This window comes from Pseudomonas tructae, assembly GCF_004214895.1.
Lineage (GTDB): Bacteria > Pseudomonadota > Gammaproteobacteria > Pseudomonadales > Pseudomonadaceae > Aquipseudomonas > Aquipseudomonas tructae.
In genome coordinates, this window is sequence record NZ_CP035952.1 from 1,885,941 (window position 1) to 1,908,192 (window position 22,252).

Consider the following 22,252-nt stretch of genomic DNA (forward strand, 5'->3'; position numbering starts at 1 on the left):
TCGCGGGGCAAGCCCGCTCCCACCTGGTGTCTCAGGACGGGCGCCGCAGGGTCTTTTGCCGCAAGATGTAAATGCTCACCAGCACCGCGCTGGTGAGCATGAAGCCCCGTGCCCAGATCAGCGGTACCAGGTAGCACGACAGGCCGATGCTCAACCACATCAAACCGATCGCATAGACCTTGCCTTTGAGGGGGATGCCTTCGCCACTGAGGTAGTCGCGAATCCACGGTCCCAACCGTGGGTGATTGACCAGCCAATGGTGAAAGCGCGGCGAGCTGCGCGCAAAGCACGCAGCAGCCAGGAGCAGGAAAGGGGTGGTGGGCAACACCGGCAGGAAGATCCCGATCACCCCCAGCGCAACGCTGAGCCAGCCGGTGGCCAGCAGCAGGTAGCGCATTGACGCCGACTCAGTGGTGGCGAGGTTTGAGCAGTGCAGGTGCTGGCTTTTCGTCCGGTGCATGCTGCAGCAGGTACAGGGCGGTCAGGGCCTCTGGAATCTGCACGATCATGTCGTCCATCAGGTTGGCATCGCTGGCGATGTCAGCGAATTCCGGCTGTTCGTCGAACAGACCCGAACCGACCATGATCGGCAGCAACATCTCGCTGACTTCTTCTTCGGCGGTTTCGAACCAGGCCTCTTCACGCATGAACACGCCTTCCATGAAACCGATGCACCAGCCGCGCAGGTCCGAGTCGTCCGGCTCGTCACCCAGGTCCAGGTCACACGGCAGTTCGAACTCTTCATCGCTGGCCAGTTGGCGGGCGATGTGGGCCTTGAGCTGGATCAGCGTGGCCTCGATCTCTTCACGCTGGGCGTCGTTCGTGTAGTGCGGCTCTTCGGCGAACAGGGCGTCGATCCATTCGCGCTCGGGAACGGCCTCGGTACCAATCGACAAGGCAGTCAGGAAGCCGTGGGCGGCCACGTAGTCCAGCGCCTCTTCGTGCAGCTCGTCGGCGTCGAGGAAGGCTTGCAGGCGGGTCAATTGCTCGGCGAAGGACATTACGGGGCTACCTTGGGAATAAACGATATTGAATTCTAGCACCTTGCAGCGCAAACGAGGCAAAGGAAGACGTCTATCGCAGAGCGTCCTGCTAGGGCGCAGGCTCCGGTATAATGCCCGGCTTTTATCCTCGGGCCCTTTGCACCACGGGACCGGGTAAAAGCCGCTTACGCATTTTCGGGTGTCGCCAGCGGAGTTTTCGTCCAGCCTGTGCCCAGGATGGTTTTGCGATTTTTGGAGTTTCTATGCTCGAACAGGCTCAGCGCGTCCTCAAGGACATCTTCGGTTACGACAGCTTTCGTGGGCGCCAGGGCGCAATCATCGAATGCGTGGCCAAGGGTGGTGACGCGCTGGTACTGATGCCCACCGGCGGCGGCAAGTCGCTCTGCTTCCAGGTCCCGGCCCTGTTGCGTCCGGGACTGGCGGTGGTGGTGTCGCCACTGATCGCGTTGATGGAAGACCAGGTAGCGACCCTGGACGAACTGGGCGTCGCCGCGGCATCGCTGAACTCCACCCTCAGCGCCGAGCAGCAACGTGACCTTGCCGGGCGCATTCGCCGGGGTGAAGTGAAGATGCTCTACCTGGCTCCCGAGCGCCTGGTACAGCCGCGCATGCTGGATTTCCTGCGCAGCCTCGACATCGCCCTGTTCGCCATCGACGAAGCCCATTGTGTGTCGCAATGGGGGCATGACTTCCGTCCCGAGTACCTGCAACTGGGCCAGCTTGCCGAGCTGTTTCCGAATGTGCCGCGCATCGCCCTGACCGCCACTGCGGACATGCGTACCCGCGAAGAGATCGTCACCCGCCTGCACCTGCAGAACGCTGAACGCTTTCTGTCGAGCTTCGACCGGCCGAACATTTTCTACCGCATCGTACCCAAGGAGCAGCCGCGCAAGCAGTTGCTGGCGTTCCTCGGCGAGCGGCGCGGCAACGCCGGTATCGTCTATTGCCTGTCGCGCAAGAAGGTCGATGATGTCGCGGCCTACCTGTGCGAGCAGGGTTTCCCGGCCCTGCCTTACCACGCCGGGCTGCCTGCCGAGACCCGCGCCGCTAACCAGCGCCGCTTCCTCAACGAGGAAGGCCTGATCATGGTCGCCACCATTGCCTTCGGCATGGGCATCGACAAACCCAACGTACGTTTCGTCGCGCACCTGGACCTGCCCAAGTCCCTGGAAGCCTACTATCAGGAGACCGGCCGCGCCGGTCGTGACGGCCTGCCTGCCGACGCCTGGATGGCCTACGGCCTGCAGGACATGGTGATGCTCAAACAGATGCTGCAGAACTCCGAAGGCGACGAGCGCCACAAACGCATCGAGCAACACAAGCTCGATGCCATGCTCGCCCTGTGTGAGGAAACCCGCTGCCGTCGCCAGACCCTGCTCAACTATTTCGACGAAGAGCTGCCCCAGCCATGCGGCCACTGCGACAACTGCATCGACGGTGTGCAGACCTGGGATGCCACCGAACCTGCGCGCCAGGCGCTGTCGGCGGTGTATCGCACCGGTCAGCGCTACGGTGTCGGCCACCTGGTGGACGTGCTGCTGGGCCGTGACAACGAAAAAATCCGCAACTTCGGTCACGAGAAGCTCGCCGTGTACGGTGTCGGCAAAGATCGCTCCGAGCACGACTGGCGCTCGCTGTTCCGCCAGATGGTCGCCCGCGGCCTGGCTGATATCGACCTTGAAGGCTACGGTGGCCTGCGCCTGTCCGACAGCTGCCGACCATTGCTGCGCGGTGAAGTCAGCCTTGAGCTGCGTAAAGACCTCAAGCCGCAAACCAGTAGCAAGGGTGGCAGCGGCAGTGCTGGCAGCCCGGCCAGCCAGCTGGTGCGCAGCGACGAGCGCGAGCAGTGGGAAGCCTTGCGTGCCCTGCGCCGCAAGCTGGCCGAGGAGCATGGCGTACCGCCTTATGTGATTTTCCCCGACTCGACCCTGCTGGAGATGCTGCGCAGCCAGCCCACCAGCCTCAGCGAAATGGGCCGGGTCAGTGGCGTTGGTGCACGCAAGCTGGAACGTTACGGTGAAGCCTTCCTGGAAGTATTGGGTGGCGGCGTCGAGGCGCCGAAAATCGTCACCGACCTGCGCCACGAGTTGGTCAGCCTGGCCCGTGCCGGCATGACGCCAATGCAGATCGCCGGGCAACTGAGCTGCAGCGAAAAGAACGTCTACAGCCTGCTGGCCGAAGCCATCGGTCGCCAGGAACTGTCGCTGGACCAGGCGCTGGACCTGCCGGAGGACTTGTTGGGCGAGATCCAGGATGCCTTCCTTGATGGTGAAGGCGAGCTGCCGCCGGTATCGGCCATCGCCGAACAGTTTGGCGGGCGAGTGCCCGAAGGCGTGTTGTATTGCGTACGGGCCGCACTGGCCGCCGAATTCGAGATGTAACCCGGCTTTGTCATCATTTATAACGATTATCAAAGCAGCGCAGCTGTATGAGCCTTGCCTGAGGCTCACGGTCATGGTTAGCTGACTAATAATTAGTTCTGATGATGAGTTCCTCTATGCCGTTGACCGACCAACACAAATTCGGGATGCAGCTGGCACATATGTCCCGCGGCTGGCGCGCCGAGCTGGACCGCCGCCTGGCCGGGCTCAACCTGTCCCAGGCTCGCTGGCTGGTGCTGCTGCACCTGGCCCGCTTCGACGAGGCCCCGACCCAGCGTGAGCTGGCCCAGAGCGTCGGCGTTGAAGGCCCGACCCTGGCCCGCCTGCTCGATAGCCTGGAAACCCAGGGCCTGGTTCGTCGTCAGGCGGTGCTGGAAGACCGCCGGGCAAAAAAAATCCTCCTTTGCCCACCGGCCAAACCGCTGATCGAGCAGATCGAAACCATTGCCAATGCCTTGCGCGCCGAGCTGTTCGTTGGCGTCGACGAAGAGGAGCTGCGCATTTGCATGCGCGTCCATGCGCGGATCCTGGCTAACCTGGAAAAGTCCTGAACACTTTTTAGAAGGTGTGACCCAGGTTCAGGTACATCGCCTTCTGATTCTCGCTGTTGGCCCCATAGCTGAAGTTCAGCGGCCCCAGGGGCGTCTCGAAACCGATAAAAACACTGGCTGCATTGATGTAGCCACTGTCGAACTCGTTGTCGTTGTTCCAGGCCCGGCCACGCTCCAGCGAGCCGCCCAGGTATAACGGGAAGTCCAGCGGCAGGTAGGCGCGTGGCGTCAGGCGACGGTAGTAGACCAGGCGCATCAGGCTGACGTTCTGCCCGGAGACCGAGTCCTGGCGAAAGCCCGACAACTGCCGGGCACCGCCGAGCACGAAGCTTGAGGTCACCACCTCGGTATCATCCAGGGTCCTGCCGTAGCGGCCACCCACCACCCAGGTGTTGGGGCCGCTGCTCATGGCCTTGTCCACGTTCAAGTCCCATTGCCGGTAGCGTTGGTCCGAGCCCAGGCTCGGGTCGTAGTGGCGCAGGGTCAGGTTGATGTCCTCGCCGCTATGGGGGAAGTAGACATTGTCGAGGGTGTCGAAGGAGTACTTGAGCTCGTAGAAGCCTTCGTTGAAATTGACCTTGGGCAGGTCCTGGTCGCCGATGCGCACCTCGGCCTGGCCCCAGGCCTTGCCCACGCCCAGGCGCACTTCACCGTTGTTGCCGATCTGCCTTCCCAGGTTGAGGCCAAAGCCGTAGCGTTCCAGGCGGTACTCGGCAATCGGGTCATCGTCCAGGGTTGCTTCGATGTTCTGTGAGCCCAGGTCGATGTAGGGCGCGACGAAATAGCGCGAGCCGGCGTCCAGCGGTTGGTAGAACTCGCTGTACAGCTCCTGCTGGTCGCCGATCTGGGCGCGAGTCAGCCATTCGCCGCCCAGGGTGTTGATACCGTTGACCCGGTAGCTGGCACCGATGTTGAAAGCGCTGTCGCCGCGCATGTCGTCCGACAGGTTCAGGCCCAGGCGCAGGTAGTCGGTGCCGCCGCGCCGACCGCGGGCGTTGATCACCAGGGTGTTGTCGTCACCTTTGTGGACCACGCGGTATTGCACCCGGTCGAAGTAATCGAGGCCGTACAGGGTACCCATGTCGGTCTGCAGGCGGCCCAGTTCCAGCGGCTCGCCGATGGGTTGGCGAATGTAGTAGCGGATCACGTCGTCGCTGACTTTCGAATCGTTCTCGATGCGGATGGCGGTGATCACCGGTGTGCGCTGGCTTGGCGAGCGTGCGGCGAGCAACTCGCCGTCGCCGGTTTGCGGGCGCTTGAGCACTGCCAGGCGTGCGTCCAGGGCGCGAGCGGCGCGGTAACCGGCGTCAATCATGTCCTGGGCGCGGCCGAAATCGGTGACCCCGAAGCTCGACAGCGGTGGCTGGATGAGGATGTCGTCACGGTGCAGGGCTGCCAGTTGCTCTTCGGAGTTGCGCCGGGTCATCAGGGTGATCGACTGGTTGAGCACGTCGACCACGGTTGCCAGCTGCTTGCGGTTGCGCAGCGGGGTGCCGATATCGACAACGATCGCCACGTCCACGCCCATCTCGCGGGCGACGTCCAGGGGGATGTTGTCGACCATGCCGCCATCGACCAGCAATTGGCCATCGAGCTCGACCGGGGCGAATACCGCCGGGATCGACATGCTGGCGCGAATCACCTGGGGCAGGTGGCCGCGACGAAACACCACTTTTTCGCCGCTGGCAATGTCGGTGGCCACGGCGCGGAAGGGTATCGGCAGCTTGTCGAAGTCACGGGTATCGCTGGTATGGGCAAGCATGCTTTCGAGCAACAAGGCCAGGTTCTGGCCCTGGATCACGCCCAGCGGCAGGCCCAGGCTGCCGTCGTCGCGAAAGCTGAGCTTCTGTTTGACCAGGAAATCGCGGTCATCTTGCTTGCGCCGGAACGGCACATCCTTGCGCGGCGGGGCATCGGACAGCGCCTGCTGCCAATCGATGCCCAGCGCCAGTTTTTCCAGCTCGTCGACCTTGTAGCCCGAAGCGTACAAGCCGCCGACCACTGCGCCCATGCTGGTGCCGGCAATGGCATCGACCTTGATGCCTTGTTCCTCCAGGGCCTTGAGCACCCCGATATGGGCCAGGCCGCGGGCAGCACCGCCGGAGAGCACCAGGCCGACTTTCGGTCGGGGCGCTTCGGCTGCCAGCAGCGCGAAGGAAACGAACATCAACAGCAGGGATAACAGCAGGCGGTGCATCATGGCGCTCGGAGCAAGGGCTAAAGACCGCTAGTATAAGCATGCCCACCTGTCAGGAGACCTTCAGTGTATGTCCGCGCATAAACCGCAAATCGTCATTACCTACTGCACCCAGTGTCAGTGGTTGCTACGCGCCGCCTGGCTGGCCCAGGAACTGTTGAGCACCTTCAGTGACGACCTGGCCCGGGTGGCCCTGGAGCCTGCCACCGGCGGCACCTTCCGTATCACCTGCGATGATGTACAGATCTGGGAACGCAAGGCCGACGGTGGCTTCCCTGAGGCCAAGGTGCTCAAGCAGCGCGTACGCGACCAGATCGACCCCCAGCGCGGCTTGGGCCATAACGATCGGCCCTGACCGTCAGCCCTGGGCGGCGGCGACCTTGGCTGGCGGATTGCTGGCCGCCAGGCGGCTGGAAATGACAATGGCGAGGATGATCAACGCACCGCCCATGAGCATGCGCAAGGTCGGGGTTTCGGCGAAGATCAGCCAGGCCATGGCGATGCCGTAGACCGGCTCCAGGGCAAACACCACCGCCGCGGTGCGCGCCTTGATCACTGCCAGGCTTGCGACGAACAAACTGTGCGCCACGCCTGTGCAGAACACCCCGAGCAGGCCGATCCACAACCAGTCCATGGCGCTGACGCTGCCCAGGGCTGGCGCTGCTGCCGGCAACAGGCACATGGCGACCACTGCGTTCTGGCACAAGGCGGCCTGCACCGCTGGAATCCGCCCGGAGCCGGCGCGGTTGGTCAATGACAGCAGCGAAAACAGCAGGCCCGAAAGCAGTGCCCAAAGTAGCCCGCTTGTGGCTTGGCTGGCCAGGTCGAAGTCCGGAGTTACCAATACCAGGCCGATGCTCACCAGCAGCACCAGAACGATCTCGTTGCTGCGGATGCGCTCGCGAAACAGCAGCCCTTCAAGGATCACGGTAAAGGCCGGGAAGCTGGCAAACCCCAAGGTGGCAATGGCGACGCCGGCGACTTTCACTGCGATGAAAAAGCTGACCCAGTGCCCGGCCAGCAGCACGCCACCGAGCAGCAGGCGACGCCAGTCCTGCGCCTGTAGGGGTTGCCAGGCCTTGCGCGCAAACCCTGCGAACACGGCCAAGGCCAGTACGGCAAAAGCGGCCCGACCGAAGACGATGATCGCAGGCGCGGCGCTGGCCAGTTTGCCGAACACGCCGGTGAGGCCGAAGAACAGTGCGCCGATATGCAGGGCGCCGAGGGCAGTGCGGTGATTCATGGTGATCCTTGTGATAGAGCAGGGCAGCGGCGCCAGTGTATGGGGGCGGCGCTGGCCCTGTCTGTCGCGGCCCTCGCGTCAATTGTCTTCAGGGTCGCGCCGCAGGGCGCCAGGCGTGCGGCCAAAGGCCTTGAGCACGGCGGCGGCAAAGGCACTTTGCGAGCTGTAGCCGACCTGGCTGGCAATCTCGCCGATCGGTAAGCGGGTATCACGCAGCAGTTGGCGTGCCCGCAGCAGGCGGCGCTGGCGCACATAGTCCATGGGGGTGACCCCGCATTCGGCCATGAATCGCGCATGCAAACGCGCGCCGGACAGCCCGGCCAGGCGCGCCAGGTCGGCGACTTGCAGTGGGTAGGCCGCGTTCTGCTCGATATGGGCGTCGAAGCGGGCGTAGGGCAATGACTTTAGCGCCGTAGCCGGTGCTGCGCCGCTGTTCAGGCTGGCCAACAGCAGCAGTGCACCTTGCTGGGCTATCAGCGGGTCGTTGATCGGGCTTGCCGCCAGCCAGTCGACCAGTTGTTGCTGGCGATGGTCCAGGTTCACCGGCCCGGCCCGTTCCAGCAGGCGCCGGCTGGCGTCGAGGTGCCCGCCCAGGCCCTGGCTCAGCCATGCGTCATGGGGCACATCCAGCACCAGGCAGTCGCTGCCGGCAGGGCTGCCGCAGGTATGGTGGCTGCCCGCCGGGACCACCATCAGGTCCTGGCGGTCAACCCGCGCGCCGCGGCCTTCGACCTCGAACTCCAGGCGTCCGCACAAACCGAACACCAGTTGCGGGTGATCGTGGCTGTGGGCGATCAGGTCGTGGCGATAATGGCGCAGGGAAAGAATCGGGGTGTGGCTCATCGAAGTGTCCTCCGGTAATCGCCGCAGTGTACAGGCTAACGGTTTATTGGGGACGCTACGCGCCCCATCGCGGCGCAAGACCGCTCCCACTCTTATCTGTGTGGCCTTGTGCTGAGTGGGCAGCATGTCATCGGATCGAAACCTGGCGGTCACGTTCGGTTCATTGCCCCTTGGCAAGCTGGCGCAAACCTTCCCGGAGCCTGCCGATGAGCCGTGCCGAGTTTGCCAGACCCTCGCGCAAACAGCGCGTACGCACCCTGTGGATCTCGGATGTGCACCTGGGCACCCGGGATTGCCAGGCCGAGCACCTGTCGCAGTTCCTCAAGGGTTACCAGGCCGACCGTATCTACCTGGTAGGCGACATCATCGACGGCTGGAAGCTGCGCGGTGGTATGTACTGGCCCCAGGCACACACCAATGTGATCCGCCGGCTGCTGACCATGAGCAAGCGTGGCACCGAAGTGATCTACGTCACCGGCAACCATGACGAATTCCTGCGCCGCTACTCGAAGCTGGTGCTGGGCAATATCCAGTTGGTCGACCAGGCCGAGCACCTGACGGCCGATGGCCGGCGTCTGCTGGTGATCCATGGCGACCAGTTCGACGTGATCACCCGTTATCACCGCTGGCTGGCCTTTCTTGGCGACTCGGCCTATGAGTTCACCTTGACCCTCAACCGCTGGCTCAACCACTGGCGGGCACGTTATGGCTACGGCTACTGGTCGTTGTCGGCGTACCTCAAGCATAAGGTCAAGACTGCGGTCAGCTTCATCAGTGACTTCGAGGAAGCCATCGCCCATGAATGCGTCAAGCGCGGTTTTCACGGTGTGGTCTGCGGGCATATTCACCATGCCGAGATTCGCAAGGTCGGCGAGGTGGACTACCTCAACTGTGGCGACTGGGTCGAGTCCTGTACTGCGCTGATCGAGCATTGGGATGGCAGCATCGAGCTTTACCGCCTGGCCGACGCCCAGGCCGAGGCAGCCCGGCGCCTGGCCAGGCTTGAGGAACTGGTGGATTCAGGCGGTGGCGGCGGGGTGCTCTAGCGTGGCGTGATGGTAACTGCCCAGGGTATCGCCGATGTCGTGCAACGGGGCGCAGATCAATATTACTCGTCGCGCCCGTCTCGCCAGGCGCGAAAGTCATTGGCGATGATCGCCCAGTCTTGTTCGGCAGGACGGGTTTCTGGTCTTGTGGGCCGAATTCAGAAGCTGACCTTGCCGCGCAACATGTCACGGTACATGGCGAAGTCGCCGATCAGGCTGTAAAGCGGATGCTTGAAGGTGGCCGGGCGGTTCTTCTCGAAGAAGAAGTGCCCGATCCAGGCAAAGCCATAGCCCGCGAAGGGCAGGGCCAGCAGCAACAGCCAATTGCCGCTGCCGAGGCTGAAAGCGAGTAAGGCGATGACCAGGCTGGTGCCGACAAAGTGCAGGCGCCGACAGGTCGGGTCGCTGTGTTCGCCCAGGTAGTAGGGGTAGAACTCGGCAAAACTGTGGAACTGCTGGGGGCTGTTCACGACACTGCTCCAGGGTCTGGTCGAACTGACGAAGATACACGGCGTGGAGCCTGATCTGAGTCTAGAGTGAGTAACACTACAGGGCAGTGACAATAGGCGCCAATTGAGTATCCTTTGAGATCGCCGCCGCAGCGACTTGTCGCTAAAAAAAAGAAGCCAGCCATGAGCGAAAGAACCACTTCAGCAAGCTGGGCATCAGGGATCGTCAAGGCACTCGAGCTTGAAGGCCTCGATTGCCGTGCCATGTTCAAGCAGCTTGGCCTTGATTTCGCCGCGCTCGATGACCCCGATGCCCGGTTTACCCAGGACTCCATGACTCGCCTGTGGCTGTTGGCCGTCGAGCTGTCCGGCAACCAGGCGATCGGCTTGAACATGGCGCGGGTGGTTCGCCCTGCATCCTTTCATGTGGTCGGCTATGCGCTGATGTCGAGCCGCACCCTGGCTGAGGGTTTCGAGCGGCTGGTGCGTTATCAGCGAATCATCGCCGAAAGCTCCGACTTGAGTTTCCGCCTTGAGCCGGACGGCTATGCACTGATTCTTACCGTGCATGGCGATCACCTGCCACCGACCCGGCACAGTGCCGAGGCCTCGCTGGCCTGCGCGCTGTCGCTGTGCAGCTGGCTCAGCGGACGGGTGATCCAGCCACGCCGGGTGCTGGTCCAGGGGCCGCAACCCAAGGACCTGACGCCGTACAAGACGGCTTTTCATGCCCCGCTGGTGTTCAGTGCCCCCTATGATGCGCTGGTGCTCGAGCGCGCCGACATGGAGGCGCCGCTGCCGACCGCCAACGAGGCCATGGCCACCCTGCATGATCGGTTTGCCGGTGAATACCTGGCGCGTTTCTCGGAAAGCCGGGTCACCCACCGTGCGCGCCAGGTATTGTGCCGGGTACTGCCCCAGGGCGAGCCCAAGCGCGAAACCATCGCCCAGGCCTTGCACCTGTCCCAGCGTACCTTGCAGCGACGCCTGCAAGAGGAGGGGACGAGCTTTCAGACTTTGCTCGATGACACCCGTCGCGAACTCGCCGAGCAGTACCTGGCGCAGGCCAACATGACCTTGCTCGAAGCGGCCTACCTGCTTGGTTTTGCCGATCCGAGCAACTTCTTCAGGGCCTTTCGCCGCTGGTTCGACGTTACCCCGGGCGAGTATCGGGCACGCTTGAGCGGGGCCGCAGCGGCCCCGGGAGAACATGAGCCGGTCAGTGACGCCAGAACGCAGGCATGCACAGCACCAGTACCGTGATGATTTCCAGGCGGCCGAGGAGCATGCCGAAGGCCAGGATCCACTTTGCCGCATCCGGCAGGGTGGCGAAGTTGCCGGCCGGGCCGATGGTTTCGCCCAATCCCGGGCCGACCCCCGACACGGTGCTGGCGGCGCCGGTCAGGGCGGTCATCCAGTCTACGCCCAGCAGCGACAGGGCCAGGGCAATGACGCAGATGGTGATGGCGAAGAAGAACGAAAACGTCAGGATCGAGCGCACGATCTCTTCGTCCAGCCGGTGACCGTTGTATTTTTGCTTGATCACCGCCCGTGGGTGGATCAACTGGTTCAGGTTGGCCTTGAGCAGGATATAGGCGACCTGGAAGCGGAAAATCTTGATGCCCCCTGCGGTCGACCCCGAGCACCCGCCCACGAAGCCCAGATAGAAGAACAGCATCAGCGAGAAGTTGCCCCACAGGCTGTAGTCGCCCAGGGCAAAGCCGGTGGTGGTGACCACCGAGGTCACGTTCAGGGCCACATGACGCAGGGCATCGAGCCAGTGCAGGTTGGTGGTGGCCCAGTACCAGGTGCCGAGCACCAGCCAGGTGGCCAGCAGCATGGCCAACAGCCCCTGCACCTGCTGGTCCTTGATCAGCGCCTTGCGGTTGCCGCGAATGGTTGCCACATACAGGGCGAATGGCAAGCTGCCGAGGATCATCACCACCACCGCGACCCAGTGCACCGCCGGTATGTCCCACTTGGCCAGGGACTGGTCGGAGGTGGAGAAACCGCCGGTGGAAATCGCCGACATGGCATGGTTGATCGCATCGAAGGGGTTCATCCCGGCCAGCCAGAACGCCAGGGAGCCGAGGGTGGTGATGCCGATGTACACCAGCACGATGGACTTGGCGACCATGTGCGAGCGCGGCATGACCTTCTCCGAGCGGTCCGAGGACTCGGTCTGGAACAGGCGCATGCCACCGATGCGCAGCAGCGGCAGGATCGCTACGGCCATGGCGATAAAGCCGATGCCGCCCAGCCAGTGCAGCAGCGAGCGCCACATCAGGATCCCCGGCGACATGCTGTCCAGGCCGCTGAGCACCGTGGCACCGGTAGCGGTGATGCCGGACATGCTTTCGAAAAAGGCGTCGGTGTAGCTGATGTGCTGGGTCAGCAGAAACGGCAGGGCGGCGAAGATGCACACCACCAGCCAGCTGCTGACCGTCAGCAGGTACATGTCCCGCGGGCGCAGGTGCACGTGCTCGGGGCGGCCCGGGATGACCAGGGCAAGGCCGGCGACAAAGGTAATCATGCTGGCCCAGAGGAACGACGGCAGATCGCCGGTGCGCTCGAAGATCACCAGCGTGGCCATGGGCACGACCATGCTGATCGCCAGGGTGATCAGGAAGATGCCGATGATGAAACCAATGATCCTTAAGGTCGGCAACGCCATGTGATCTGCTCTGACTCGAAACGGAAGGGCGCCATTCTACCTATGGACCTTTTTAAGTAAACGCTAGAATAGCCCGACATTTATCCATAAGGGGTAGCCAATGGAGGCTCTCGACGCATTGCTCCACCGTGTTTCGGTTCCACGTCTGCTGGATCCGGCACCCAATGCCGCACAACGCGAGGCGCTGTTTCAGGCTGCCCTGCGTGCGCCGGACCACGGCCAACTGCGGCCCTGGCGCTTTTTGACGGTCGAAGGCCAGGCGCGGGAAAAGCTTGGCGAACTGCTCGCCGAAGCGGTGAAGCTCAACGGCGAGGCCTCTGAGGCGGCGCTGGACAAGGCCCGGGCCATGCCCTTGCGCGCACCGTTGCTGGTGGTTGTGGTGGCGCGCCTGCAGGATCACTTCAAGGTGCCGGCGTCCGAGCAGCGCCTGGCGGCCGGCTGTGCCGCCCATGGCATTTTGCTGGCGGCCCATGCCCAGGGGATCGGCGCGGTATGGCGCACCGGTGAGCTTTCGTACAGCAAGCATGTGGTCAAGGGGCTGGGGCTGGCGGACAACGAAGAGATCATTGCCTTCCTGTACCTGGGGACCCCACAGAATGAACCGCGTACGGCGCCCGTGCTGGACACTGCTGATTTTGTCAGTGCCTGGGAGTAGCAGAGGGCTTTAGGGCCTTATCGCGGGGCAAGCCCACATTGTGGGAGCGGGCTTGCCCCGCGAAGCTATAGGGCGTCAGGCTTCGCCAGTGGCAACTCCAGCCGGGCCACAAACCCACCTTGGGGATGATTGCCCAGGCTTAGGCTGCCGCCATGGCGCTCTGCCGCCTTGCGCGCAATCGCCAGCCCCAGGCCATGCCCTGCAGCACTCTGTCCGGGCGCACGGTAGAACGGTTCGCCCAACTGCGCCTGGTGCTCTGCGGCCACTCCCGGCCCGTGGTCACGTACGCTCAGCACAATTGTGTCGTTATCGCGCACCCCGGTGAGTTCAATCGGCTGGCCGGCCGGATTGAAACGCACGGCATTGCGCAACAGGTTATCCAGTGCGCGCTCCAGCAGGGTTGGCCAGCCTTGCAGGTGAAGCCCGGTTTCATGCTGCAGCTGGATCTGCTGCTCCGGCGCAGCCAGTTGTGCATCTTTTTGCACTGACGCCAGCAGGGCATCGAGGTCCACCGGCTCCGCCCGCGTTTGTTCGGCGTCGACCCGGGCCAGTACCAGAATCTCGCTGATCAGCGCTTCCAGGCGGTCGCACTCGCGGGTCAGGCGCGGCCACAGAGCCTGGCGCTGCTCGGCTTCGGCCCGCTCGGCCAGGGCCAGGGCGATGCGCAGGCGGGCCAGGGGCGAGCGCAGTTCGTGGGACACGTCGCGCAGCAGCTGCCGCTGGCTGCCGATCATGCTCTGCAGGCGCGCGCCCATGCGGTTGAAATCGTTGGCCAGCACGCCGAATTCGTCACGACGGTTGGCCAGGCGCGCCAGGCTGTTCTGCTGGTAAGTGGTCTGTCCCAGGTCATGCACGGCGCTGCGCAGGCGGCTCAAGGGGCGGGTGATCGACAGGGTGACGAGCAGGCTGAACAGGGTCAGCACCACCAGGGCAATCCCCAATGCACTGAGCGGCCAGAGCAGGCTGTCGCGGTGCCAGGCGTCCAGTTCCGGGTGCGGGATGCGGTAAATCAGCAGGTAGGTCTCGCCACTGTCGGGGCTGGTGTATTCCTCGGTCAGGCGCCGCCACGGCAAATGCCGCTCATCATTGTGCCGGCGCGCTTCGAAGGCGGCGGCGCGGCGCGGGAAGGTACCGGGGACGACCGCATCGCCACTGTCGTTGAGCACCTGCACGTCGATGTTGTAGCGGCGCTTGCGATGCTCAAGGTAGTGCTGGGCGTTCTCTGGCCCTTGCTGCTCATAGCGCTGGGTCCAGTTCTTGGCCAGGGTATTGAGGCCCGGATGACGGCTGAGAATCCAGGCGTCCTGGTTCAGCATGTGCCCGAGCAGGATCGACAAGCCGGCAACCAGGGCAATGGCCAGCCAGAAACTGGCCAGGATGCGCCAGAACAATGAACGCAAAAGGTGCACCTCTAACGGAAAAAGCCCGGTCTGCTGGGGCAGGCCGGGCGGGTGGCTGACAGCTTACTGGGCCTTGTTGGCTTTTTCAGCTTTCCAGGCTTTGAACTCGGCCCATTCGGCGCGGCGTTCATCCTGCTTCTTTTTCATCTCGTCGAACTGCTTCTGCTGTTCAGGTTTGAGCAAGGCGCGAATCTCGGCCTGGGTCTTGTCTTTCTTGGCTTTGAGCTCGTCTTTCAGGGCTTTCTGCTCAGCAGCCGGGAGTTTTTCCAGGTAGCGCTGGGTGATTTCCTGGCGGCTTTTCATCTGCTCGCCCATCAGTTTGCCGATTTGCTGGCGCTGTTCGTGGCTCAGGTCCAGCTGGGCGAAAGGCGCTCCACCGCGGTGGTGCTCACCGTGGCGCGGGCCGCCGGCATCTGGCATGGCCATGGCGACGGTAGGCAGGGCGGCAGCGAACATCAGGGCGATAAGGGTCTTGCGCATGGTGACTCTCCTTTCTGAGGCCGGTCGTTACCGGATATGCCCAGTCTAGGGAGATCAAGGTCAGCGGCGGTCAGGCAAGGGTAAAGCTTGGGTAAAGATACCGGCGCGCCGTGCTGACATTACAGGCTGTAGTAGTAACCGCGGCTGCGCAGGGCAACGATGCGCGGGCGGCCATCGGCATGTGGGCCGATCTTCTTGCGCAGGTTGCTGACGTGCATGTCCAGGCTGCGGTCATACAGGGTCAATTTGCGGCCCAGGGCGATCTGCGCCAGTTCCTGTTTGTCCAGCGGCTCGCCGGGCTGGCGCAGCAGGGCTTCGAGGATGCGGCTTTCGGAGAGGGTCAGGGTCAGTTCCTGTTCGTCGATGCTGACCACGCCGCGGGCAGGGCTGAAGCACAAGTCGCCGATTTCCACCTGGCTGGGTGTCGCATTGGGGTGGCTGCGGCGCAGCACGGCGCGCAGGCGGGCGGTGAGCTCGCGCGGATCACAGGGTTTGGCCAGGTAATCATCGGCACCCAGCTCCAGGCCCAGGATCCGGTCCAGCGGCTCGCCGCGTGCCGAGAGCATCAGTACCGGCAGTTCGGTGTGCTCGCTGCGCAACTGCTTGAGCAGCTCCAGGCCGCTGCCGTCGGGCAGCATCACGTCCAGCACTACGGCGGCCGGTGCTTGTTCGGCCAGCGCCTTACGGGCGCTGAGGCCGTCGTGGCAGGCACGTACCACGAACCCTTCCTGGGTCAGCCAGCTGCCGAGCAGCTCGCAGAGTTCCTGGTCATCATCAATCAGTAACAGCTCGCTCATGACTCACTCAATTCAACCATTGCCGACGCTTTCTGTGTCCGCCACTGGCAAAGATACCGCAGAGTGCCGCAAACAGGGCAACTGCGCCACCAATCAGGAACCATTGTTGCTGATCGGTGATGAGTTTGGGTGCGGCGCCGGCCTGCAGTTCCTTGAGGGCCAGCTTCAGGCGCTGGTTTTCCTGGCGCAGGCGGGTGAGCTGGGCACTTTCGCGTTCGCTGTCGGCGTTGTGCAGTTGCTGGCTGAGGGTTTCGCGCAGACGCTCGCTTTCCTTCAGGCGCTGCTGCAGCTCGGTGATCTGACTGCCAGCGCTCAGCGACAACGGCGTGCTGGCAGCGGCAGGCTCTTCAGCCTGGGCGAGTGGGGTCAGCAGCAACAGGCATAGCAGCAGGGACAACGGACCTCGACGCATCGGAACTCCTGATTCCATTGGATGGTTCAGGAGGTTGTCGGCCAGCAGACGAGAATAATGAGCAGTCGCGAAGAGAAAGCTGCGCACGGCGACGGGCCAAGTGGCGCGCCGCCGTCCTGGGTTACGGCAGGACTTGCTTGAACGGCTTGACGATGACGTGGGCGTAGACACCCGCGGCAATGTACGGGTCGGCATCGGCCCACGCCTGGGCGGCGTTGAGCGAATCAAACTCGGCGACGATCAGGCTACCGGTAAAGCCAGCGGTGCCCGGGTCATTGCTGTCGATCGCCGGGTGCGGGCCGGCCAGTACGACCCGGCCTTGTTCCTTGAGCAGTTGCAGGCGTTCGATATGCGCCGGGCGCGCGGCCAGGCGTTTTTCCAGCGAATCGGCTACGTCGGTGGCAATGATGGCGTAGAGCATGTCATTCCTCGTGCTTGGGGGTGGAAGGCGGGGTGCTCGGGTCGCTGTCATGCAGGTGACGGGACAGGTAGACACCCTGGGCCACCAGGAACAGCACGGTCATGCCCAGGCTGCCGAACACCTTGAAGTCGACCCAGAAGTCCTGGAAGGTGAAGGCGACGAACAGGTTGGCTGCGCCGCAGAACAGGAAAAAGCCGATCCAGGCGATGTTCAGGCGCGTCCAGACCGGTTCCGGCAGGCTCAGGGCGTGACCCATGATGCGTTTGATCAGTACCCGGTCACCGATGAAGTGGCTGCCGGTGAACGCCAGGGCGAACAGCCAGTTGACCACCGGAGCCTTCCACTTGAGGAAGGTTTCACTGTGGAAGGCCAGGGTCAGGCCACCGAACACCAGGCAGGCGACCAGAGTCAGCCACTGGCCTTTCTCCAGCTTGCGCTGGCGGATGAACAGGGCGCCGTAGACTACCAGCGAGCTGATGATCAGCATCGCCGTGGCGCTGTAGATGCCACCCAGCTCGAAACTCTGCCCGGCGAATTCGACGGCGCGTGGTTCAAGCTTGTAGACGATGAAGAACAGGAGCAGCGGGATGAAATCGATGAATTGTTTCACAGTGGCAGCCAGAAGCAGGATGTGACGGCATAATAACAAACATCAATGACAGCGAAAGCGCCACCTATGAATGTTGATCTGCACTGCCACAGTACCGCCTCCGATGGCGCCTTGTCGCCGACGGTGTTGGTTGCCCGGGCCCATGAGCATGGCGTGCGGATGCTCTCGCTGACTGACCATGACACCCTCGAGGGCCAGCTTGAGGCCCGCGCCGCCACTCAGGCCCTGGCGATGCAGTGGGTCAGCGGCATCGAGCTGTCGTGCACCTGGGGGGGCGCGACTATCCACGTGTTGGGTTACAACTTCCCGCTCGACGCCGCGCCCTTGCAGGCTGCCGTTGAGTCGTTGCACCGCGGCCGCTGGCTGCGCGCGGAAGAAATCGACCGACGGTTGGCGCTCAAGGGCATGCCGGGTGCGCTCGAGGGTGCCCGGGCCATCCAGCAGGAACTGGGCGACAGCGGCAATGCCCCGGCGCGGCCGCATTTTGCCGAGTACCTGGTGCGCGCAGGCTATGTAAAAGACCGTGCCGAAGCTTTCCGCAAATGGCTGGGGGCCGGCAAGCTGGGCGATGTGAAGCTGCACTGGCCGACGCTGGAAGAGACTGTGCAGACCCTGCGCCAGTCCGATGCCTGGGTCAGCCTTGCGCATCCGATGCACTACGATTTAACCCGCAGCAAGCGCCGCCGGCTGATTGCCGACTATATTCAAGCAGGCGGGCAGGCGCTGGAAGTGGTCAACGGCATGATGCCGGCTGAGCAGGTAGGCACGCTGTCGATCCTGACCCGTGAATTCGGTCTGCTGGCCAGTGCCGGCAGTGATTTTCATGGGCCGGGCAACTGGGGCGAGATCGGTGTATACCGGCCGTTGCCAGAGGACCTGCCACCGTTGTGGCGCCGATTCAAGCATGAGCAGCCTATCGCGGCAGTCTGAACAGGAAGAGAACGTGAGTCAGTTTTTCCAGATTCATGCGGAAAACCCGCAACCGCGCCTGATCAAACAGGCCGTCGAGATCATTCGCAAGGGCGGTGTGGTGGTCTACCCCACAGACTCCTCCTACGCCATGGGTTGCCAGATCGGCGACAAGAACGCCGTTGAGCGGGTACGGCGCCTGCGTCAGCTGGACAAGAACCACAACTTCACCCTGATCTGCTGCGACCTGTCGCAGATGGGCCTGTTCGCCAAGATCGACACCGCCACCTTCCGCCTGCTCAAGGCCCATGTGCCGGGGCCGTACACCTTCATCCTCAATGCCACCCGCGAAGTGCCACGCCTGCTGCTGCACGAAAAGCGCCGCACCATCGGCCTGCGCGTACCGTCCAACCCGATCGTCCTGGCCTTGCTGGAGGAGTTGGGCGAGCCGCTGATGAGCGTCAGCCTGATCATGCCTGGCGACGACGAGCCGATGACAGACCCCTACGAGATCCGCCAGGCCCTGGAGCACCAGGTCGACCTGATCATCGATGGTGGCTTTGGCGACTTCAAGGCCTCGACCGTGATCAGCCTGGCCGGCGACGAGCCGGAAGTGATCCGTGTGGGCTGTGGCGATCCTGATCTGTTCATGGCCAAAGCGTGAGCCAGGCCAGCGCCCCCGAACCGCTCATCGACCCGCAAGCAGGCGCCCAGCAGGAGCTACCGCTGGTGCTGGTGTACGGCGAAGCCATGACCCAGATGCCGGTGGACTTGTACATTCCGCCGGATGCTCTGGAAGTGTTTCTAGAGGCCTTTGAGGGGCCGCTGGACCTGCTGCTGTACCTGATTCGCAAGCAGAACGTCGACATTCTCGACATCCCGGTGGCGGAAATTACCCGCCAGTACATGGGCTATGTCGAGCTGATGAAAACCGTGCGCCTGGAACTGGCTGCCGAATATCTGGTGATGGCGGCAATGCTGGCCGAGATCAAGTCACGGATGCTGCTGCCGCGTTCCGTCGAAATCGAGGAAGAGGAAGCTGATCCGCGCGCCGAGCTGATCCGCCGCCTGCAGGAGTATGAGCGCTTCAAGGCTGCCGCCGAAGGCATCGATGGCCTCAGCCGGGTTGGCCGCGAGGTGCTTGTGCCGCGCCTGGACGCCCCGCAGGCCAAGGTGCGCAAGTTGCTGCCGGAGGTCAGCCTGGAGGAGCTGTTGGTGTCGATGGCCGAAGTGCTGCGCCGCGGCGACCTGTTCGAAAGCCATCAGGTCAGTCGCGAAGCGTTGTCGACCCGGGAGCGCATGAGTGATGTGCTCGAGCGCCTCAAGGGCGGCGGTTTCGTACCCTTCGTCGAACTGTTCACGGCCGAGGAAGGCAAGCTCGGTGTGGTGGTGACCTTCATGGCGATTCTCGAACTGGTCAAGGAATCCTTGATCGAATTGGTGCAAAATGAGCCTTTTGCCCCGATCCATGTCCGCGCCCGCGCCGAGTGACAACTGAGCCAGCCCATGAACCTGAATGAACCGCGCGACCTGGCGCCCCTGCTGGAGGCATTTTTGCTTGCCTCGGGTAAACCGCAATCCCTCGAGCGCCTGTACGAGCTGTTCGAGGAGGCCGAGCGTCCGGAACCTGCAGTGTTCAAAAAGGCCCTGGAAGTGTTGCGCAAATCCTGTAACGGCCGTGCCTTCGAACTCAAGGAAGTGGCCTCGGGGTACCGCCTGCAGATTCGCGAGGACTACGCGCCCTGGGTGGGCCGCTTGTGGGAAGAGCGCCCGCAGCGCTATTCCAGGGCGTTGCTCGAGACCATGGCGCTGATTGCCTATCGCCAGCCCATCACCCGCGGTGAAATCGAAGACGTGCGCGGTGTGGCGGTCAACACCAACATCATCAAGACCCTGCTCGAACGCGAGTGGATTCGCATCGTCGGCTACCGCGAAGTGCCGGGCAAGCCAGCAATGTTCGCCACCACCAAGGCCTTTCTCGATCATTTCAACCTGAAAAACCTCGACGAGTTGCCGCCCCTGGCCGAGCTGCGTGAGATGGAGCCTGAGCCCGAACCTGTGCTGGAACTGGACGACGCACCGGTACCGGCGCACTTGCAGGCCTTGGCCGATGCCAGCGCCGAGCCACAGGCGCCTCAGGAAGAAACCAGCTTCCGCAGCTTGCTCACCGAGCTGGATGCCATGGAGGAAGGGCTCAAGACCGATTTCGACGACCTGGTCGACGAAACACAGGTCGACCTCGACGACGAGCCGTTGGCAATCGAGCCACAGTCGCCCCCTCAGTAACCCCGGCCTTTGGGCGGATTGACCGGCAAATTTTGCGATTTCGGCTAATCTGAGGTGCGTTCGCGCCGCGATCAGCGTAATATTTGCGACCCTTTTTGGCGCTTGTTCGCCATACCAGATTGTTCCAACTACACCGGGAGGTGCCCAGCATGAGTGAAAAAGACCTGCAAGAAGCCCAGCCATTGCCGCCATCAGGCGAGAAACTGCAAAAGGTTCTCGCGCGTATCGGCGTGGGTTCGCGCCGTGACGTCGAGGCCTGGATCGGCCAGGGCCGGATCAAGGTCAATGGCGTCAATGCCACCCTTGGCCAGCGCGTCGACCTGCACGATGCGATTTCGGTCGACGGCCGCGTGATCAAGCGTGAAGAAGCCGCTGAAACCGTGCGCCGGGTGATCATGTACAACAAGCCCGACGGCGAGATCTGCACCCGTGACGACCCGGAAGGCCGTCCGACCGTGTTCGACCGTCTGCCACGGCCCAAAGAAGGCCGCTGGATCAACATCGGCCGCCTGGACATCAACACCACTGGCCTGCTGATGTTCACCACCGACGGTGAGCTGGCCAACCGCCTGATGCACCCGTCCTATGAAATGGACCGTGAGTACGCCGTACGTGTGCGTGGTGAAGTCGACGAAGACATGATTGCCCGCCTCAAGGCCGGTGTCGTCCTCGAAGACGGCCCGGCGCGTTTCACCGACATCCAGGAAGCCCCTGGCGGTGAAGGCTTCAACCATTGGTACCACTGCGTGGTGATGGAAGGCCGTAACCGTGAAGTGCGCCGCCTTTGGGAGTCCCAGGGCCTGGTGGTCAGCCGCCTCAAGCGCGTGCGTTTCGGTCCGGTGTTCCTCAACTCCGACCTGCCGATGGGCCGCTGGCGCGAAATGAGCCAGCAGGAAGTCGACATTCTTGCTGCCGAAGTGGGCCTGACGCCAGTGGCCATGCCGACGCTGAACCACAAGAGCAAGGACAAGCTCGAGCGCCTGCAGCGCAAATCCACCCGTCCTCTGGGTCGTGGCGAGCGCGTGCGCACCCTGCGCCCGGCGCAGGATGCCGCTACTGGTGAGCGTCCTGCACGCCAGCCGCGTACTGAGGGCGAGCGTCCAGCCCGTCAGCCGCGCGGCGATGAGCGTCCAGCTCGCCAGCCACGTGGTGAAGCACCACGCAAGGACAGTGGTCGTGGCAAAAGCACCGTTGCCGAGCGTCCGAGCGATATGAACAAGCGAGGCAAGCCAGCGCCCAAGCGCCCTGGCAGCACGCGCAACAAGCCGCGCCCGTAAAGCGGCAAAGGGTCAAGAAGAAGCCAACCTTCGGGTTGGCTTTTTTTTGCCAAAATTTCCTTGTCATACAAATACTTCCGTACACAGTGGAAAGTATTTGAACCGCTCCGTAAATAAATCGTTACAAGTGTGAGCCAATTGACGGGTCCTTCCTGAAGTTTTTTTTCACTGTAAAAAAAAATTGCCGTAAAGCTCGGAGCAGAGCGCTCAAGCTGCCCCCAAGCGGCTTGTCCGCCAGGCCCGGGAGCGGTGTCATAGGCGCCATTGCTGCGTGCAAAGCCGGGCCGGAGAGCTAGGCATTCAATAAGAACAAATGGAGGCGCCATGAACGCCAATTACCCCCCCAGGCTAGAAACCTTCCTCAGGACCGGTGCGTTTTGTCGTCAGACAGTCACGCAACGTGTTGACCCCTGCGCGTCTGTAGGGGTATACAATGCGCCGCGTTTTAACTGTGACCCCAATGCGTACCTCGCACTCTTGCTGACGCCCGGTTGATGCGTCGAGGGCCTTGCCCGCGATCACCGCCACTACGTCCAAGAACCTCAAGGTAACCACCTTGTTAATTCCGCTGCGCCACGAGCGCGGTGGGTCCGATTCCGTCACAGATAAAAACAAAG

The 22,252-nt window shown here is 62.9% G+C and carries 24 protein-coding genes; 11 read left to right on the plus strand and 13 right to left on the minus strand.

All coding sequences use genetic code 11. The annotated features are described in order from the left end of the window. Positions 1-31 precede the first annotated feature (31 nt). The gene (locus EXN22_RS08695) at positions 32-397 is read right to left on the minus strand and encodes a YbaN family protein (protein WP_130263675.1); all 366 of its coding nucleotides are present in this window, start codon (positions 395-397) and stop codon (positions 32-34) included. Between the two features lie 10 nt (positions 398-407). Beyond that, positions 408-1,001 (minus strand): YecA/YgfB family protein, encoded by a 594-nt coding sequence (locus EXN22_RS08700; protein WP_130263676.1) that lies wholly within the window; start codon positions 999-1,001, stop codon positions 408-410. A gap of 245 nt (positions 1,002-1,246) precedes the next feature. Here EXN22_RS08700 and recQ point away from each other — a divergent pair, with 245 nt between their 5' ends. Both recQ and EXN22_RS08710 read left to right on the plus strand, forming a co-directional pair. Beyond that, positions 1,247-3,385, plus strand: a complete 2,139-nt coding sequence (gene recQ, locus EXN22_RS08705; RefSeq protein ID WP_130263677.1) for a DNA helicase RecQ — start codon at positions 1,247-1,249, stop codon at positions 3,383-3,385. A gap of 116 nt (positions 3,386-3,501) precedes the next feature. Continuing rightward, positions 3,502-3,936 (plus strand): MarR family transcriptional regulator, encoded by a 435-nt coding sequence (locus EXN22_RS08710; RefSeq protein ID WP_130263678.1) that lies wholly within the window; start codon positions 3,502-3,504, stop codon positions 3,934-3,936. 7 nt (positions 3,937-3,943) lie between these two features. On the opposite strand, the gene EXN22_RS08715 is transcribed toward EXN22_RS08710, so the two are convergent. After that, positions 3,944-6,133, minus strand: coding sequence for a patatin-like phospholipase family protein (locus tag EXN22_RS08715; RefSeq protein WP_130266782.1), 2,190 nt, complete (start codon positions 6,131-6,133; stop codon positions 3,944-3,946). Positions 6,134-6,203: 70 nt separating this feature from the next. Here EXN22_RS08715 and EXN22_RS08720 point away from each other — a divergent pair, with 70 nt between their 5' ends. Beyond that, positions 6,204-6,488 (plus strand): SelT/SelW/SelH family protein, encoded by a 285-nt coding sequence (locus tag EXN22_RS08720; RefSeq protein WP_130263679.1) that lies wholly within the window; start codon positions 6,204-6,206, stop codon positions 6,486-6,488. Positions 6,489-6,491: 3 nt separating this feature from the next. Here the strand turns inward: EXN22_RS08720 and EXN22_RS08725 are convergent, their stop codons facing one another. Both EXN22_RS08725 and EXN22_RS08730 read right to left on the minus strand, forming a co-directional pair. Beyond that, a complete protein-coding gene (locus tag EXN22_RS08725) occupies positions 6,492-7,376 on the minus strand; it encodes a DMT family transporter (protein WP_130263680.1) in 885 nt (294 codons plus the stop codon). Positions 7,377-7,454: 78 nt separating this feature from the next. Further along, positions 7,455-8,219 (minus strand): AraC family transcriptional regulator, encoded by a 765-nt coding sequence (locus EXN22_RS08730; RefSeq protein WP_130263681.1) that lies wholly within the window; start codon positions 8,217-8,219, stop codon positions 7,455-7,457. 206 nt (positions 8,220-8,425) lie between these two features. On the opposite strand from EXN22_RS08730, the gene EXN22_RS08735 reads away from it, so the two are divergent. Continuing rightward, positions 8,426-9,265: a UDP-2,3-diacylglucosamine diphosphatase gene (locus tag EXN22_RS08735; protein ID WP_130263682.1), complete on the plus strand. Its 840-nt coding sequence runs from the start codon at positions 8,426-8,428 to the stop codon at positions 9,263-9,265. Positions 9,266-9,423: 158 nt separating this feature from the next. Here EXN22_RS08735 and EXN22_RS08740 read toward each other — a convergent pair whose 3' ends face one another. Further along, the gene (locus EXN22_RS08740; protein WP_130263683.1) at positions 9,424-9,735 is read right to left on the minus strand and encodes a DUF962 domain-containing protein; all 312 of its coding nucleotides are present in this window, start codon (positions 9,733-9,735) and stop codon (positions 9,424-9,426) included. Positions 9,736-9,897: 162 nt separating this feature from the next. Between EXN22_RS08740 and EXN22_RS08745 the strand changes: the two genes are divergently transcribed. Beyond that, positions 9,898-10,977 carry an AraC family transcriptional regulator gene (locus EXN22_RS08745; RefSeq protein ID WP_130263684.1) on the plus strand — a complete coding sequence of 360 codons (1,080 nt, stop codon included), beginning with the start codon at positions 9,898-9,900 and terminating at the stop codon, positions 10,975-10,977. Here the strand turns inward: EXN22_RS08745 and EXN22_RS08750 are convergent. Continuing rightward, on the minus strand, positions 10,934-12,388 hold the full coding sequence (locus EXN22_RS08750; RefSeq protein ID WP_130263685.1) for a TrkH family potassium uptake protein: 1,455 nt from the start codon (positions 12,386-12,388) through the stop codon (positions 10,934-10,936). The genes EXN22_RS08745 and EXN22_RS08750 overlap by 44 nt on opposite strands. Before the next feature lie 100 nt (positions 12,389-12,488). Here EXN22_RS08750 and EXN22_RS08755 point away from each other — a divergent pair, with 100 nt between their 5' ends. Then, on the plus strand, positions 12,489-13,043 hold the full coding sequence (locus tag EXN22_RS08755; protein ID WP_130263686.1) for a nitroreductase family protein: 555 nt from the start codon (positions 12,489-12,491) through the stop codon (positions 13,041-13,043). Between the two features lie 65 nt (positions 13,044-13,108). Here the strand turns inward: EXN22_RS08755 and EXN22_RS08760 are convergent, their stop codons facing one another. The 6 genes from EXN22_RS08760 to EXN22_RS08785 form a co-directional block, all read right to left on the minus strand. After that, on the minus strand, positions 13,109-14,443 hold the full coding sequence (locus tag EXN22_RS08760; RefSeq protein ID WP_407691947.1) for a sensor histidine kinase: 1,335 nt from the start codon (positions 14,441-14,443) through the stop codon (positions 13,109-13,111). Between the two features lie 63 nt (positions 14,444-14,506). Then, on the minus strand, positions 14,507-14,923 hold the full coding sequence (locus tag EXN22_RS08765) for a Spy/CpxP family protein refolding chaperone (protein WP_130263688.1): 417 nt from the start codon (positions 14,921-14,923) through the stop codon (positions 14,507-14,509). 119 nt (positions 14,924-15,042) lie between these two features. Further along, the gene (locus EXN22_RS08770) at positions 15,043-15,720 is read right to left on the minus strand and encodes a response regulator transcription factor (protein WP_130263689.1); all 678 of its coding nucleotides are present in this window, start codon (positions 15,718-15,720) and stop codon (positions 15,043-15,045) included. A gap of 7 nt (positions 15,721-15,727) precedes the next feature. Beyond that, a complete protein-coding gene (locus EXN22_RS08775) occupies positions 15,728-16,132 on the minus strand; it encodes a translation initiation factor 2 (RefSeq protein ID WP_130263690.1) in 405 nt (134 codons plus the stop codon). A gap of 121 nt (positions 16,133-16,253) precedes the next feature. Then, on the minus strand, positions 16,254-16,553 hold the full coding sequence (locus tag EXN22_RS08780) for a YciI family protein (RefSeq protein WP_130263691.1): 300 nt from the start codon (positions 16,551-16,553) through the stop codon (positions 16,254-16,256). A gap of 1 nt (position 16,554) precedes the next feature. Then, positions 16,555-17,163 (minus strand): septation protein A, encoded by a 609-nt coding sequence (locus EXN22_RS08785; RefSeq protein WP_218567661.1) that lies wholly within the window; start codon positions 17,161-17,163, stop codon positions 16,555-16,557. 66 nt (positions 17,164-17,229) lie between these two features. Here EXN22_RS08785 and EXN22_RS08790 point away from each other — a divergent pair, with 66 nt between their 5' ends. The 5 genes from EXN22_RS08790 to rluB all read left to right on the plus strand — a co-directional run bounded on the left by EXN22_RS08790 (position 17,230) and on the right by rluB (position 21,635). Further along, entirely contained in the window at positions 17,230-18,093 is an 864-nt protein-coding gene (locus tag EXN22_RS08790) for a PHP domain-containing protein (RefSeq protein ID WP_130263693.1), read from the plus strand. A 13-nt stretch (positions 18,094-18,106) separates the two neighbouring features. Further along, positions 18,107-18,736 carry an L-threonylcarbamoyladenylate synthase gene (locus EXN22_RS08795; RefSeq protein ID WP_130263694.1) on the plus strand — a complete coding sequence of 210 codons (630 nt, stop codon included), beginning with the start codon at positions 18,107-18,109 and terminating at the stop codon, positions 18,734-18,736. A 128-nt stretch (positions 18,737-18,864) separates the two neighbouring features. Next, entirely contained in the window at positions 18,865-19,563 is a 699-nt protein-coding gene (locus tag EXN22_RS08800; RefSeq protein ID WP_165392275.1) for a segregation and condensation protein A, read from the plus strand. Positions 19,564-19,578: 15 nt separating this feature from the next. Beyond that, a complete protein-coding gene (gene scpB, locus EXN22_RS08805; protein ID WP_130263695.1) occupies positions 19,579-20,358 on the plus strand; it encodes an SMC-Scp complex subunit ScpB in 780 nt (259 codons plus the stop codon). 149 nt (positions 20,359-20,507) lie between these two features. After that, the gene (rluB, locus tag EXN22_RS08810) at positions 20,508-21,635 is read left to right on the plus strand and encodes a 23S rRNA pseudouridine(2605) synthase RluB (RefSeq protein WP_130263696.1); all 1,128 of its coding nucleotides are present in this window, start codon (positions 20,508-20,510) and stop codon (positions 21,633-21,635) included. Positions 21,636-22,252 lie beyond the last annotated feature (617 nt).